This window comes from Streptomyces humi (assembly GCF_001005085.2).
GTDB classification, from domain to species: domain Bacteria; phylum Actinomycetota; class Actinomycetes; order Streptomycetales; family Streptomycetaceae; genus Streptomyces; species Streptomyces humi.
Map to the genome: position 1 here is coordinate 1 of NZ_LBMU02000017.1, position 14,800 is coordinate 14,800.

Genomic DNA, 14,800 nt, shown 5'->3' on the forward strand with positions numbered 1-14,800 from the left:
GCGAGGGCGACCGCACGGGCGTGGGTGAGGGGGCGCGGGGCGAGGACGCGGGGCGTGGGCGACCACCCGGGCGGGGGTTGGGGGCGTGGGCGACCGTGCGGGAGAGGGTGAGGGCGACCGCGAGGGGCGTGGGTGAACGCACGGGCGTAGGTGAGGGGGTTGGGGCCGACGGGGGTGCTCCGGGGAACCAAGGTGCTGACTGGGCTCGGCAGAGCCCCGCAGGGGCGTGGGGAACTGCGCGAACCGTGGTGCTTGCCTGGGCTTGGCAGCGCCCCGTAGGGGCGCGGGGAACTGCGCGAGCAACCCCCACCGGCCCGCAGGGGAAGGGTTTCCGGTCCTGCGGGGCAGAGTCCGCGGCGATCACGGGGCCGCCCCTCGCCGCACCCCTAGATTCGCGCGCCGGGGAACATCACACGCGGAGACGGGCAGGCAGACATGGGGCACACCGCAGAACAGCCGGAGACACCGGAGGAACCGGCCGTCTGGGAACGGCCACTGCCATGGCTCCAGGAACCCGCCCCGGAACCCGGCCCGAAACCGGCAACGGAGCCGGAGCGGGAGCCGGCAACGGAGCCGGAGCGGGAGCCTGAGCACGCCTCCGAGTCCGAGAAGCCCGAGGCCGGACCCGCGCCCACGCCTACCACTGCCCCCGCCCCCGTTCCAACGGCGGCCCCAGCCCCCGTGCCTACGGCGGCCCCAGACCCCGTGCCTACGGCTGCCTCCGCCCCCGCGCTCGCACCGGCCCCCGAACCCGCGCCCTCGCTCACGTCGGCACCCGTGGCCTCAGCCGGTGCGGCCGGGGGGCTGTTCCGGTCGGCGGGCGGGACGGCGGGGCAGGTCGGTGCACAGGATGACGGGGGTACAGGGGAGGCCCGGCCGGAGCGTGGCGCGCGGGTCGTCGGAGCCGTGGTCGCCGCCTGTGTCCTGCTGGTCCTCGGCCTCGGCAGCGCGGCGTTCGTGGCGCTGCCCAAGCACGACGACGCCACGCCGCACGCCGCCGCCGTCGCTGACGGCGCCGTCCCCCAGCTCACCGAGGGCGCCTCGGCCTGGCCCACCGGCTCCGCGTCCGCGTCGGCGTCCGGCAGCCACCGTCCGGCGCACGACCCGAAGGGCTCGAAGCCCGGCAAGGACAAGGGCGCGCACACCACCGGGGGTTCGCCCGCGGAGACGGACCCCGCCGACCCGGACAAGGCGTCCGGCGCCAAGTCCACCCACGCCACCGGCACCAGCGGCAGCAACGGCGACGGCGGTACGAAGTCGAGCACGTCGACGTCCCGGCCGGCCGCCACCCACGTCGCCTCCTCGGCCACCGTGCCCGGCGACGCGATCGCCGGCTACGCCTCCTCGAAGTGCATCGAGGTGAGCGCCCACGCCGGCGTGGACGGCTCCCCGCTACGGCTGTGGGGGTGCGACGGCGACGCCTGGCAGAAGTGGGTCTTCAAGTCCGACGGCAGCGTGCGCTCCATGGGCCTCTGCCTGGACATCGCCAACGCCTCCCAGGACAACGGCGCGACCGTCCAGCTGGCGACCTGCAACGGCGGCTGGGCCCAGAAGTTCAACCTCAACAGCTCGCACGACCTGGTCAACTCCGTGATCGGCAAGTGCGTGGACGCCAAGGACTCGGGCACCGCCAACGGCACCCGGCTCCAGCTGTGGGACTGCTCCGGAACGTCCAACCAGAAGTGGCACCTTGCCTGATCCCGGCCGTCGTCCGGTCAGCTCCGAGGGACCGTGTCCCGCGCGGCGGCCCGGACCGCGGCCACCAGGTGCGGGGAACCCCACTGCCGGGCCACGTCCTCGGCGAGCGCGAACTGCCGTGCCGCTTCGGTCCGATCACCCAGCAGCCGGTACAACTCGCCCAGCGAGTGCGCGAACGGCCGGGTGGTGAAGGAGACACTGGCGGCCCCGGCGAGCTGGGAGCGCAGCGGCAGCAACAGCGGGACCAGCTCCAGCGCGGCGGTCATGTCGCCCAGCAGGAACGCCAGTTCGGCACGGAGCGACAGGGCGATGCCGTACAGGTGGTCGGGTACGAGCGGTACGGCGGCCTCGGTGTGCCGGCCGAGCGCGTGCGCCTGCTCGTGCTCGCCCAGCCGGGCCAGGACCACGCCGAGGGCGAGCTCGGCGGTGGGTTCGGGTTCCGGTCCGGTGAGCAGGGCCCGCAGCAGCGGTTCGGCCTCCCGCGGGCGGCCCTGCCCGAGCCGTACGGTCGTCAGCCCCAGGCCGTACACCAGTTCGCCGTACGGCGATCCGCGGGAACGCAGCCGTTCGCGGACCTCCGCGTAGCCGGCCTCGGACTCGGCGAAGCGGCCCTCGACGCGGGCCAGCATGGCGAGGGTGGTCAGGTTCATGGCCTCCGCCTCCGCCAGCCGGTGCCGCCGGGCGACGGTCCGGCCCTCCTCGGAGTGCCGGCGGACCTGGGCCACGTCGTTGCGGGCACCGGCGGCCATGGCCCCGATGTGCTCCCGCACCCAGCTGTTGGCGGGCAGGTCGTGGGCGTACCCGAGCAGTCGCAGTTCGGTCGCCAGCGCCGCGCGGCGGTCCGGGAACGTGCCGGGCGTGACGACGGACGCGACGGTCAGCGCGGAGGAGAGCAGCAACGGATCCCCGACCGCCCGCGCGACAGCCAGCCCCCGAGCCACCCCCTCCCCAAACCCCCACCCACCACCGGCACCAGCCCGACCACCAACCCCGGCCCCACCGGGGCCCGCGCCACCACCGGCATCCGCCCCGGCCCCACCGCGGCCAGCGCCGCCATCGGCACCAGCCCGACCACCAACCCCAGCCCCACCGGGGCCCGCGCCACCACCGACCCCCGCCCCACCGCGGCCCGCGCCACCACTGGCATCCGCCCGACCACGGGCATCCACTCGACCACCGGCATCCACTCGACCACCGGCATCCGCCCAGCCACCGGCATCCGCCCAGCCACCGGTCCCCGCCCAGCCACCGGTCCCCGTCCCGGCACCGGAATTCGCCCCGGCACCGGAACCCGCCCCGGTACCGGCCCTCACCCCGCTCGGGTATCCGCCGCCGTCCCCACTGTCGTCGGTCTCTCCGTCGTACCCCGCACCGGTGGCCGGGGGCGGCAGGGCGGTGAGGACGGCCGGGTCCAGGTCGGCGCGGGCCAGGAGACGGTCCACGAAGGTGTCGAGAGCCGCCGGTCCGACCAGCCCCCACGGCCCGCTGAGGGCCCCGCCCGGCAACCGCTCGGGTCCCATGGACGCGCCGAGGGCCGCGGCCGCCAGTTCGTCCTTTCCGACCCCCTCGGCCGCCGCCAGGGCACGCTGCCGGGTGTACCGCGCCGCCATGATGGCCCCGGCCCGTATCTCGGCCCGCAACAGCCGCCCGAGCAGGGCGACCAGCCGGCCGTCCCGGCCACCGCCGACAGCGTCGACGGCGTCGACGGCGTCGACGCCGTCGACGTCCACGGTGCCGGCGGGTATCAGGGCGAAGGACTCGATCGCCTGCGTCAGCAGTCCGACCGCCGTGTCGTGGGCGTACCGCCGCTCGGCCAGGTCGGCCGCCCCCAGCGAGTACTCGACGGCGAGGGCGGCCGTCCGCCCGTTCGCCGCGCGCGCGAAGTGGTGTGCGAGGGCCGTCAGGTCGTCCGGGCGGCGCCGGCGCAGGACCTCCGCCAGCCGGGCGTGCAGCCGTGCGCGCCGTACGCCGACCAGGTCGGTGTAGAGGGTGTCGCGGACCAGTGCGTGCGCGAACCTGACCACCCCCGGCGCCGGTTCGGTCAGCAGCCCGGCCACGACGGCGGCCTCGACGGCGTCGAGCACCTCGTGCTCGCCGTGCTGCGCCGGGTCCGCGGCCTCGACGAGCACCCCGACCTCGGTCTCCCGGCCCACCACCGAGGCGAGCTGGAGGACGGCCGGTGCCCCCTCGGGCAGCTGCCGCAACCGGCGTCGCAGCACGTCCCGTACGCCCTGCGGCACCTCCGAGACCGCCACCAGGGCGCCCTCGCCGGCGAGCAGCCGGGCGCTCTCGCGGACGTAGAAGGGGTTGCCGCCGGTGCGCTCGGCGAGCGCGGTCACGATGGCCGAGTCGACCGGCTCCCCGCACACCGCCCCGACCAGCGTGGCCACGTCCGGCAGCGGCAGCCCGCCGAGCGCCAGCCGGTACGGCGAGCGGTGGGCGAGTTCGGCGAGGGTCTTGGTCAGCCGGTCCGCCGCGTCGGCCGGCCGGTACGCGGCGATCACCAGCACCGGGGAGCCGACCAGCTCGGCGGCGCGTTCCAGCAGGGCCAGCGTCTCGCCGTCCGCACGGTGCAGGTCGTCGACGACGACCGCCAGCGGGGCGTCCGCGGCGGCCTCCCGCAGCCACGCGCCGAACGCCCGGTGCAGCCGGAACCGTCCCGCCGACGCCCTGCCGCCGTCCGGACCCGGGACCGCACCGTCCTCGCTCCCGGCGTCCCGGTGGGCGTAGCCGGCCTCCTGGAGCAGGGCGCCGAGTGCGGCGGGGTCGGTGGGCGGCACGCGGCGGGCGAGCTCGCCGAGCGCCTCCACCCAGGCCCAGGCGGAGGGAGCGCCGTCGAACTCGGGGCAGCGGCCGACCACCACGGTCCAGCCCCGCTCCCGCAACCGTCGGCGGTACTGGCCGAGCAGCGCCGACTTGCCCGCCCCGGCCTCCCCGGTCACCAGGACGACGCCCCCGCCCCGCCGGGCGTCGCGCGCGACCTCGTCCAGCTTCCGCAGTTCCCCGTCCCGCCCCACGAACAACTCCTCGCCCGCCGGAACCCCGCCGGCCGCGACCGCGGATTCCGCGAACGACCTCGGCGTACCGGCCGGCACCGCCCCGGGCCGGTCGGGCGTGACGTCGGCGGCCGCCCCGGAGCCCGCGGCCGACGACCCCGCCGTGATGTCCTCGGCGCCCGCCGGCCCTGACGTGGCGTCCTCCGCGTCCGACGGCCCCGGCGCGCTGTCCGGGACCGGTCCTGACCGCTCCGGCGCGGCCCGGGGCACCCCGCTCTGGCCGTCCGCCCCGATGGCCGAACTCTGCCAGGGCGTCCCACCCTGGCCGTCCGCCCCGATGGCCGAACTCTGCCAGGGCGTCCCACCCTGGCCGTCCGCCCCGATGGCCGAACCCTGCCCGGTGCGGGCGAACGGTATGTGCGGGACGACCGGGGCGCGGGCCCTGGCGTGGGGGAACGGTACGGACCGGACGGCCGGAAGCGGCGCCGGAGCCGACGGCACCGACGCGCGCAGGACCTCGGTCCGCCCCGTCAGCAGCGCGTTCTCCAGTTCGGTCAGGGCGTCGCCCAGTCCCAGACCCAGTTCGTCGGCCATGACGGCGGCGGCGCGCCGCAACTCGGCCAGCGCGTCGGCGCGGCGCCCGACGGCCCACAGCCCGAGGGCCAGCAGCCGCCGGCCCTCCTCCCGCAGCGGGTGCTCCCGCACGAGCGCCTCGGCCGCCGGCACCGCCTCCGCCGGAGCCCCGGACGCGAGGGTCGCCCCGATCGCCAGCTCCCGTGCCGCGAGATGCAGTTCGTTGAGCCGGGCGGCCTCGGTGACCGCCCACTCCTCGTCGGCCCACTCGCCGTACGCCGCCCCGTGCCACCACCCGATGGCCTCCTCCAGCAGGCGCCGGGCCTCGGCCGGAGGCGCCGTACGGGCCCGCCGCACCGCCGCCTCGAACCGCCAGGCGTCGACCGCGTCCTCGGACAACCGCACCGCGTACCCGGGGGCGGCGCTGACCAGGACACCGGCGGGGGTACGGGGTGCCCGGCCCGGTTCCAGCACCCGGCGCAGGTTGGACACGTAGACATGCAGGGAGGCCGCCGCCTTCTCCGGGGGCCGGCCCCGCCACAGCCGGTCGATGAGCCGGTCGACGGACACCACCCGGCCGCGGTTCGCCAGCAGCAGGGCGAGGACCGCACGCTGCCGGGGACTTCCCAGGCGGACCGGTGCGCCGTCGATGTCGGCACCGATCGGTCCCAGGACCTGAACACAGAGCATGGACCGGCAATTTACAGCGCTGCCGCGCCCCCTCGGAGGCGCTCCGTGGCGTGTCCGAGGTGCGTGTGCAGGTGCCCGTGAAAGCGCGCGCGGCGCCACGAGGCAGGCCCATTTATGGAGTATCGACCTACCAGTGGTGACGCCTTGGTGAACAATAATCATCCTTGAGGGCAGGTGCGAAAGCCGCCGTCGTCCGGATGGGGTGAAGGCCATGCAGGAGCCGGGACTCGGGGTCGCCGTGGTGACCATGGGAAACCGCCCCGACGAAGTCGACGCCCTGCTCAGGTCGGTCGCCAAACAGGATCTCGCCCCCACCAGGATCGTGATCGTCGGCAACGGCTGCCGGCTTCCCGAGTTCGCCCGCCGTCTCGACCTGCCGGGCGAGGTCACCACCGTCGAGGTCGAGGAGAACCTCGGCTGTCCTGGCGGCCGCAACGTCGCCCTCGCCCGGCTGCGCGCGTTCGGTGACGTGGACGTGGTCGTCGAACTGGACGACGACGGGCTGCTCGTGGACGTCGAGGTGTTCCGGCAGGTCCGCGACCTGTACGCGGCCGACCCCCGCCTCGGCATCGTCGGTTTCCGGATCGCCGACGAGCACGGCGCCACCCAGCGGCGGCACGTGCCGCGGGTCGGCGACGCCGACCCGATGCGCGGCGGTTACGTCACCGGCTTCCTCGGCGGCGCCCATGCCCTGCGCATGGACATGCTCGCCGACATCGGCGACTGGCCCGCCGAGTTCTTCTTCGCACACGAGGAGACCGACCTCGCCTGGCGGGCCGCCGACGCCGGCTGGCGCATCCTCTACGCCCCAGAGCTGCTTCTCCGGCACCCCCGCACCTCGCCCGCGCGGCATGCCGTCTACTTCCGGGTCACCGCCCGCAACCGGGTCTGGCTGACCCGCCGCCGGCTGCCCTTGCCGCTGATCCCGGTCCACCTGGGTGTCTGGATACTCATCACCCTGCTGCGCGCCCGTTCCGCGGGCGGGCTGCGGGCCTGGTTCGCGGGCTTCGTCGAGGGCCTGCGGGAGCCCGCCGGCGAGCGGCGGCCCATGCGCTGGCGCACGGTCTGGCAGCTCACCCGCCTCGGGCGCCCGCCGATCATCTGAGAAACAGCCCTGCGGCAAACGGCCTGGCGGCACACGGCCCGTCGGCAGACGGCCCGTCGGCAGGCGGCCTGGCGGCAGGCGGCCTGGCGGGAACGGTGCTGGAAACGGGACGAGGGTTCCGGTCGTTCACCTCCGCCGACCGGAACCCTCTCGCGTCCCCGGATCAAGGCCTGCGGCGACACTCCCCCGAGTCAGCGCGACATACGCGCGCGCCGTCGGACCCGATCCGATGCGAAGATCACATCAAGGCTCGCCAACGGATCGCTAACATGTGGCCAGCGTTTCTCCCGGAGGTCGCCGACCGGTTGGCGAGAAGCGGTCGTACGACTCCTGAAACACACCGGAAACCCGGGGTTCTCCGGCTCCGACCGTACGCAGAAGATGGCGGGAATCCGACCCCGATGTGATGGGATTCCGCCACGATCCACGGGCAGGATCCAGGGACCGGCGGACACTCCCGCCGTGCGACGCGGGCTGTCATGACCGCGGGAAGGCGATGGGCGGAGCGATGCGGCGGTACGAGCTGCGGTTCGGACTGCTGGGCCCTCCTGTACTCGTCGACACCGACGACGTACGGCCCATCGGCAGCCCCAAGGTGCGGGTACTGCTCGCCACACTGCTGCTCGCCGCCGGGCGGGTCGTCTCCGTGGAGTCGCTCAAGGAGGCGCTGTGGGGCGGGGTGCCCCCGGTGTCCGCGCAGGCCTCGCTGCACAACCACGTCACCCGGCTGCGCCGGCTCCTCGACGACCCCGAGCGGCTGCGGGCCGTTGCTCCCGGGTACCTGCTGCGGATCGACGACGGTGAGCTGGACGCCGACGTGTTCGACGCCCTGGTCGCGCAGGCGCGGGCCGCGCACGGACGGCAGGAATGGCCGGTGGTGCTGCGTGCCTGCGACGACGCGCTCGCGCTCTGGCGGGGCGCCCCGCTCAGCGGGCTTCCCGCCGACTTCGGCGGCTACTCCTTCGTCCAGCGGCTGGAGGCCGCCCGGCTGCTCCTGCTGGAATGGCGCTACGACGCGGAGCTCGCCCTCGGCGACGACCGACCGGGCGGCCTGGTACCGGAGTTGGCGGCGCTCGTCGCCGAGTATCCGTTCCGGGAGGCCTACCACCGTCAGCTGATGCTCGCCCTGCACCGCACGGGCCGGCAGGCGGAGGCTCTCGCCGTCCACCGTGACCTGCGCAACCGCCTGAGAGAAGAACTGGGCATCGAACCGGGACCGGCGATCCGCGCGGCCCACGTGGAGGTGCTGCGGGGGAGTGGCAGGTCGGAAGAGACGACACCGCCCGAAGCCGAGCCGCCCGAAGCCACGCCGCCCGAAGCCACGCCACTCAAAGCCACGCCGTCCGAAGGAGCGGCGTCCGGTGGAGTGGCGTCCGGAGTGGTGGGTGGCGGGGACGAGGCCGGTGCGACGCCGTCGTGGCCGGTCGCGCAGTTCCCCGCGCCCCTGGGGGGCGCGTCGGTGAGCCGTCAGCAGGAAGGCGACGGCGCCCGTGAACCCAAGGAGTCCAGCCCACCCGCCGAATCGCCCGCCCGTGCCGGCGAACCCAAGGAGTTCAGCCCGTCCGCCGAGTCGCCCGCCCGTGCCCGCGAACCCGGGGGCTCCAGCCCGTCCGCCGAGTCGCCCGCCCGTGCCCGCGAACCCGGGGAGTCCGGTCCGTCCGCTGAATCGCCCGTTCGTGCCGGTGGGCCCACGGAGTCCGGGCCGGCCGTCGTATCAGCTGTCGGTGGTGGGTCTACGCGCGCCGACTCCCCGCCGCGGCCTGCTCAACTGCCCCCGGCGCCCGCTCACTTCATCGGACGGGCCGCTGTCCGTGCGGAGCTGCGCGGTGCCTTCGCCTCGGCGCCCGCCCCCGCCCTCGCCGTCGTCAGCGGTATGGCCGGGGTCGGGAAGAGCGCGCTCGCCCTGTACGTCGCCCACCAGGTGCGGGAACGTTTCCCTGACGGTCAGCTCCACCTCAACCTGCACGGCGCCACCCCGGGCGTGCCCCCGCTCGCACCCGGCCAGGCACTCGCCGCGCTGCTGCGGGACCTCGGCGCCGACCCCCGGCACATCCCCGGACACCCGGACGCGGCCGCCGCGCTGCTGCGCTCCCTGCTGGCGCCCACCCGCACCCTGCTGGTGCTCGACGACGCCGCGAGCGCCGCGCAGGTACGGCCGCTGCTCCCGGGCGGCCCCGGCTGTGCGGTGATCGTCACCAGCCGGTCGCCGCTCACCACGCTGGACGGCGCGCGCCGTTTTCCGCTCGGACCGCTGACCGGCGAGGACAGCGCGGCGCTGCTGCGCGCGGTCAGCGGGCGGGAGGAGATCGGCGCCGGTCACCCGCTCGTCGGACTCACCGGCCGGCTGCCCCTCGCGCTGCGCGTGGTCGCCGCCCGGCTGGCGGCCCGCCGGGCCCTCACCCCCGATGTGCTGGCCGGTCAACTGGCCGCCACCGAAGGCAGGCTGCGCCACCTCGAATACGACGACCTGAGCGTCCGCCGGTCCCTCGCCGTCGCCCATGACGCCCTCGCCGCCGCCGACCGCGCCCCCGACCGCGACGCGGCCGACGCCCTGCGCCACATCGGCGCCCTCGACCTGCCCACCTACGGCGCCCCGCTGATCGCCCGGCTCACCGGAACCGACGAGCACCGCGCCGAGGCCGCCCTGGACCGGCTGGTCGACGTGGCCCTGCTCGAGGAGACCGCGTACGGCCGCTATACCCCGCACGACCTGGTACGCGACTTCGCCCGTGAGCTCACGGAGGACGCCGACCGCACCGAACCCGCGCTCACCGCCCTGCGCTGGTTCGCGGCCGTCGCCGAACACGTCCTCGTCGCGATCCTCGAACCCGGCCCGGACCAGGGCGACCGCCGCCGCCCCACCACCGCCCAGCCGCCCGGACACCAGGCGTACACCGCCGCCGTGCCCCCTTTCGAATGCGCCGAGCACGCCTTCGCCTGGGGCGATCTGGAGCTGGAGAACATCGTCGCCCTGGTGGCCCGGCACGCCGACACGGCGGACGCGCGGATCAGCGCGCACCTCTCGGTGCTGGTCCGGCTGCTCTTCCCGTACGTGCTGCGCCGTGGCCGGGTCGCCGAGATGGAGGTGCTCGGCACGGCCGCCCTGGCCGCCGCCCGCCGCCTCGGCGACGAACCCGCCGAGGCCTACGCCCTGGGCGACCTCGCCGGGCTGCGCTTCCTGACCGGCCGCCAGCGGGAGGCCCTCGACCTCACCGACCGGGCGCTCGCCATCTGGCGGCGGCTGGAGACGGCGTCCTGGATCCGGCGCTGCCTGAACAACCGCGGCCTGCTCCTGGAAGGGCTCGGCAGATACGAGGAGTCGGGCGAGGCGCTGCGGCTGAGCCTGGAGTACTCCCGGCGGCTGAACGACCCCTACGGCGAGGCCGTCACCCGCAGCCACCTCGGCAACCTCTACGAGCACACCGACCCCCGGGCCGCCATCGGGCAGCACCGGCGCTCACTGGCGATCGGGGACGCGATCGGCGCCGTCATCGTGCGTCACTCGGCGCACTGCAACATCGGTTTCGCCCATCTCACCCTCGGCGAACCGGCCGCGGCCGCCACGCACTTCGAGGAGAGCCTGCGCATCCTCGGCCGGCACGGTGACTGGCACGGCGAGTCCCAGACCCGGCTCGGCCTGGTCCGCGCGCTGCGCGGGCTCGGCCGCACCGACCGCGCCCATGAGGAGTGCGCCGAACTCCTGCGGCGCGCCGACGCCCGCGCCGACCGCTACAGCGGAGGTCTCGCGCGCCACCAACTGGGTCTGCTCCTGCGGGAGCGGGGCCGTACGAGCGAGGCGCACCAGGTCTGGCGCGAGGCCCTGACGGCCCTGGACGGCACGGACGAGACCGAGGTCATCGCCGAGCTGGGGGACCTGCTGGCCCGGCGGAACTGATCACTTGGCGTCGGCATAGCACTCCACCACCGCCGTGGTGAACGGGAACCGGACCGGCGTCTCCCCGAACGTCAGCCGCCCCGCGAGCTCCGCCGCCTCCCGGATCGCCGCCACGACGGTCTCGGCCTCCTCGGCCGGGCAGTGCACGATCACCTCGTCGTGCTGGAAGAAGACCAGCTCGGCCGCCATGTCCGCACAGGACCTGCGCAGCGCCGCGAGCATCAGCAGCGCCCAGTCGGCGGCACTGCCCTGGACGACGAAGTTGCGCGCGAAGCGGCCCCGGGCACGGGAGTCGGTGGACGCGTAGCCCGGCACCCAGCCGTCGGCCGAGCGTTCCTCCGCCTCCTCCTGGGGCATGCCGCCCTCCTCGGTGCCGTCGCCCGCACCGGCCGCCGGCGGGCAGGTCCGGCCCAGCCAGGTGCGCACCAGCCGGCCCTCCTCGCCGGCCCGCGCCGCGTCGTCGACGTAGGCCACCGCTCTGGGGAAGCGGCGCCTGAGCGCGGCCAGGTTCTTCAGGCCGTCGCCCGAGGTCTGGCCGTAGACCGCCCCGAGAACGGCGAGCTTGGCCTGCGCGCGGTCGCCGGAGAACGCGCGGTCGGAGACGGACTGGTAGAGGTCGGTCTCCCGGCCCGCGACCTCCATCAGACCGGGGTCGCGGGAGATCGCCGCCAGCACCCGCGGCTCCATCTGGTCGGCGTCGGCGACGACCAGCCGCCAGCCGGGGTCGGCGACCGCGGCCCGCCGGATCACCTTCGGGATTTGCAGCGCGCCCCCGCCGTTGGTCACCCAGCGCCCGGTGACCGTGCCGCCCGCGTGGAACTCGGGCCGGAACCGGCCGTCGCGCACCCAGTCCTGAAGCCAGGTCCACCCGTGCGCCACCCAGATCCGGTACAGCTTCTTGTACTCCAGGAGCGGTTTCACGGCCGGGTGGTCGACGGCCGAGATCTCCCAACGACGGGTCGACCTCACCTTGATCCCGGCCTGCGCGAAGGCCTTGATCACATCGGCCGGCAGGTCGGGGCGGACCCGCCTGCCGAACGCGGCCGACACCTCGTCCGCCAGCTCGGCCAGCCGCCGCGGCTCGCCGCCGCCCGCGTACCGCTCGCCGAGCAGTTCGCGCAGCATCTCGCGGTGGACCCCGGCGCTCCAGGGCACGCCCGCGCGGTTCATCTCCGCGGCGACCAGCATCCCCGCGGACTCGGCGGCGGTCAGCAGCCGCATCCGCTCCGGGTGTTCGGCCCGGTCGTGCCGGCGCTGCTGCTCGGCGTAGACGGCGAGGAGTTCGTCGAGTGTCAGGGAGGACGTGCCGCCGTGCGGTTCGAACAGCGGGGACTGGGCGCCCGGTTCGGCCGCGCGCTGCGGTGGATCGGGCGGTACGGGGCCGCCGCGGAGGCGGGCCAGGGCGGCGGCGGCCGAGTGCGGCTCACCGGACCGTCCCTCGTGGCCCAGCAGAAGTGTCTCGGCGTCCTCGATGTCGTAGCACCGCTCCACTCGCACCCCCGTGGCGAGCAGGCGCGGGTAGACCTCGGCGGTCGACCGCCACACCCAGCGTGTGACCTCCGGGCGGCCCCCGACCGCCGCGGCGGGATCGGGCTCCCGCCGCACCGGCCCGGCGGGCAGCCCGTCCGGGCCGAGGGGGGCGACGTCCACGCCACCGTCCTCGGCCGGAGCGAGAGCCCACCGGTCGGTCATGCCGAGAGTGTTGCAGGCGGCACTGACAATCGCTCTGACCTGCGGATTCACTGGCTCCGAGAACGTGTCGGCCGACCGCTCACGCCTCCGGCCCCGCCGGGTCGCCCGCCGCGGCCTCCGCGGCGCCCGCCGCCTCCGCCGCCGCGTTCTTCTGTTCCAGCAGCAGCCCCAGCACCTTGGTGACGTACTCCTCGGTCGCGGGTTTGGTGATGCCCAGACCGCTGAGGACGCCGTCGCCGTTCTCGTGCTCCAGGAGGGCCAGCAGCAGGTGTTCGGTGCCGATGTAGTTGTGGCCGAGGCGCAGGGCCTCACGGAAGGTGAGTTCGAGGGCCTTCTTGGCCTCCGGGCCGTACGGGACGAGGTCGGGGACCTCGTCCGCGGCCGGCGGGAGCGCGGCCGTCGCCGTCTGGCGCACGGTGTCGAGCAGGACGCCCTGCGCGAGGATCGCCTTCGCGGCGACGCCCTCCGGTTCGGCCAGCAGGCCGAGGACCAGGTGCTCGGGCCGGCCTTCCGGGTTGCGGGCCGCCAGCGCCTCGTTGTGGGCCGCCATGACCACGTTGCGGGCGCGTGGGGTGTAGCGGTTGAACCCCTGGCTGGGGTCGAGGTCGGCCGACTCCTTCGGCACGAAGCGCTTCTGTGCCGCCTGCCGGGTCACGCCCATGCTCCGGCCGATGTCGGTCCAGGAGGCGCCCGAGCGCCGGGCCTGGTCCACGAAGTGGCCGATCAGGTGGTCGGCCACGTCGCCCAGGTGATCGGCGGCGATCACCGCGTCCTCGAGCTGGTCGAGGGGTTCCGGATGGACCTTCTTGATCGCCGCGATGAGGTCGTCGAGGCGTACGGATGCCGTGATGTTCGGGTTGGTCGCCATGTGTCAACCATAGGTTGACACCCCTTCACTGTCAACCCGAAGTTGACACCCGAAGAGGGTGCTCCGGGTGTTGTCCACAGGGTGTGGACGGCCGCCGCGCCCGGTCCGCACGGCATGGCACGATCGACAGGTGACCAGCACCGAGCCCAGCACCGTCGACCGAGCCTTCCAGGCCGCCCTCTACGACGGCACCGACTCCGGCCTCGACACGGGCGCGTCCCTCCTCGCGGCCGACTCCGGCGCGGACGCGGAACTCGAACGCCGGGGCCGGGAGTTCGTCGCGGCGGCCTGGCGGCGCGGCTGGCAGCCCGCCGACGTGGTACGGCTGGTACGGCGCGAGCTGGACGAACCGCACCTGCGGCTCGCCGCCGGTCTGATCAGGGCGCAGGTGCCGGACGACCGGCCGCGCGGCCCCCGCTGGCGGTCCCAGCTCGACACGCTGCCGGACGGGCACGCGCGCGTGGGTGACCGTTTCTCGCACGCCACCGCCGTCCTGGAGCTGTACCGGCTGCTGTTGCGGCTGCCCGCCCTGGAGCCTCTCGACGAACCCGGGCACCGCGCGGACGCGCACCGGCCGGAGTCCCGCATGCTGACCCGGATCCGGGCACTGCTCGCCAAGGCCGAGGCGACCGGCTTCCCGGAGGAGGCGGAGGCGCTCAGCGCCAAGGCGCAGGAGCTGATGGCCCGGCACAGCGTCGACGAGGCGCTGCTCGCCGCAGGGGCGCCCGCCCCGGACACGCCCGGCGCCTGCCGGATAGGCGTCGAACCGCCGTACGAACAGGCCAAGGCCGTGCTGCTGGACGCGGTGGCCACCGCCAACCACTGCCGCGCGGTGTGGAACGAGCCGCTGGCCTTCTCCACGGTCGTCGGTTTCGAGCCGGACCTGGAGGCGGTCGAACTCCTCTACACCTCGCTGCTGGTGCAGGCCACGCACGCGATGACGAAGGCGGAGGCGGCTCAGCGGGCCGGCGGCCGGAGGCGGACGAAGACCTTCCGGCAGTCCTTCCTGGCGGCCTACGCCCACCGTGTCGGAGACCGCCTGGCCGCCGCCGCCGAGGCGGCGGTGTCCGGGACCGTGGCGCCGGCCGACCTGCTCCCGGTCCTGGCGAGCAGGGCGGTGGCCGTCACCGGCCGCATGGAGCGGATGTTCCCGGAGACGACCACGACCCGGCTGCGCGGGGTGACCGACGAGGCGGGCTGGACGGAGGGCACGCGGGCGGCGGACCGGGCACAGGTCCGTTCCCGCGCACAGCTCCGACCGTCATGACGCACCCGCGACGGCC

The 14,800-nt window shown here is 75.1% G+C and carries 7 protein-coding genes; 4 read left to right on the forward strand and 3 right to left on the reverse strand.

Translation table 11 applies throughout. The features are described from left to right. Positions 1-906 precede the first annotated feature (906 nt). Positions 907-1,698: an RICIN domain-containing protein gene (locus tag AAW13_RS45775; RefSeq protein ID WP_052768784.1), complete on the forward strand. Its 792-nt coding sequence runs from the start codon at positions 907-909 to the stop codon at positions 1,696-1,698. Between the two features lie 17 nt (positions 1,699-1,715). On the opposite strand, the gene AAW13_RS46565 is transcribed toward AAW13_RS45775, so the two are convergent. Continuing rightward, on the reverse strand, positions 1,716-5,957 hold the full coding sequence (locus tag AAW13_RS46565; protein ID WP_071659454.1) for an ATP-binding protein: 4,242 nt from the start codon (positions 5,955-5,957) through the stop codon (positions 1,716-1,718). Between the two features lie 211 nt (positions 5,958-6,168). On the opposite strand from AAW13_RS46565, the gene AAW13_RS06475 reads away from it, so the two are divergent. Beyond that, positions 6,169-7,062 carry a glycosyltransferase family 2 protein gene (locus AAW13_RS06475; protein ID WP_046730931.1) on the forward strand — a complete coding sequence of 298 codons (894 nt, stop codon included), beginning with the start codon at positions 6,169-6,171 and terminating at the stop codon, positions 7,060-7,062. A 496-nt stretch (positions 7,063-7,558) separates the two neighbouring features. After that, positions 7,559-10,957, forward strand: a complete 3,399-nt coding sequence (locus AAW13_RS44085) for an AfsR/SARP family transcriptional regulator (protein ID WP_079178728.1) — start codon at positions 7,559-7,561, stop codon at positions 10,955-10,957. Here the strand turns inward: AAW13_RS44085 and AAW13_RS06495 are convergent, their stop codons facing one another. Continuing rightward, entirely contained in the window at positions 10,958-12,649 is a 1,692-nt protein-coding gene (locus tag AAW13_RS06495) for a bifunctional 3'-5' exonuclease/DNA polymerase (protein ID WP_046730922.1), read from the reverse strand. A gap of 79 nt (positions 12,650-12,728) precedes the next feature. Continuing rightward, the gene (locus AAW13_RS06500) at positions 12,729-13,517 is read right to left on the reverse strand and encodes a Clp protease N-terminal domain-containing protein (protein ID WP_046730921.1); all 789 of its coding nucleotides are present in this window, start codon (positions 13,515-13,517) and stop codon (positions 12,729-12,731) included. Between the two features lie 130 nt (positions 13,518-13,647). Between AAW13_RS06500 and AAW13_RS06505 the strand changes: the two genes are divergently transcribed. Further along, positions 13,648-14,784: a DUF2786 domain-containing protein gene (locus AAW13_RS06505; protein ID WP_046730920.1), complete on the forward strand. Its 1,137-nt coding sequence runs from the start codon at positions 13,648-13,650 to the stop codon at positions 14,782-14,784. Positions 14,785-14,800: the final 16 nt, after the last annotated feature.

Coding starts and splice junctions, on each gene's coding strand:
- AAW13_RS46565 (WP_071659454.1), bottom strand. CDS start 5,957: ATGCTCTGTGTTCAGGTCCTGGGACCGATCGGTGCCGACATCGACGGC.
- AAW13_RS06475 (WP_046730931.1), top strand. CDS start 6,169: ATGCAGGAGCCGGGACTCGGGGTCGCCGTGGTGACCATGGGAAACCGC.
- AAW13_RS44085 (WP_079178728.1), top strand. CDS start 7,559: ATGGGCGGAGCGATGCGGCGGTACGAGCTGCGGTTCGGACTGCTGGGC.
- AAW13_RS06495 (WP_046730922.1), bottom strand. CDS start 12,649: ATGACCGACCGGTGGGCTCTCGCTCCGGCCGAGGACGGTGGCGTGGAC.
- AAW13_RS06500 (WP_046730921.1), bottom strand. CDS start 13,517: ATGGCGACCAACCCGAACATCACGGCATCCGTACGCCTCGACGACCTC.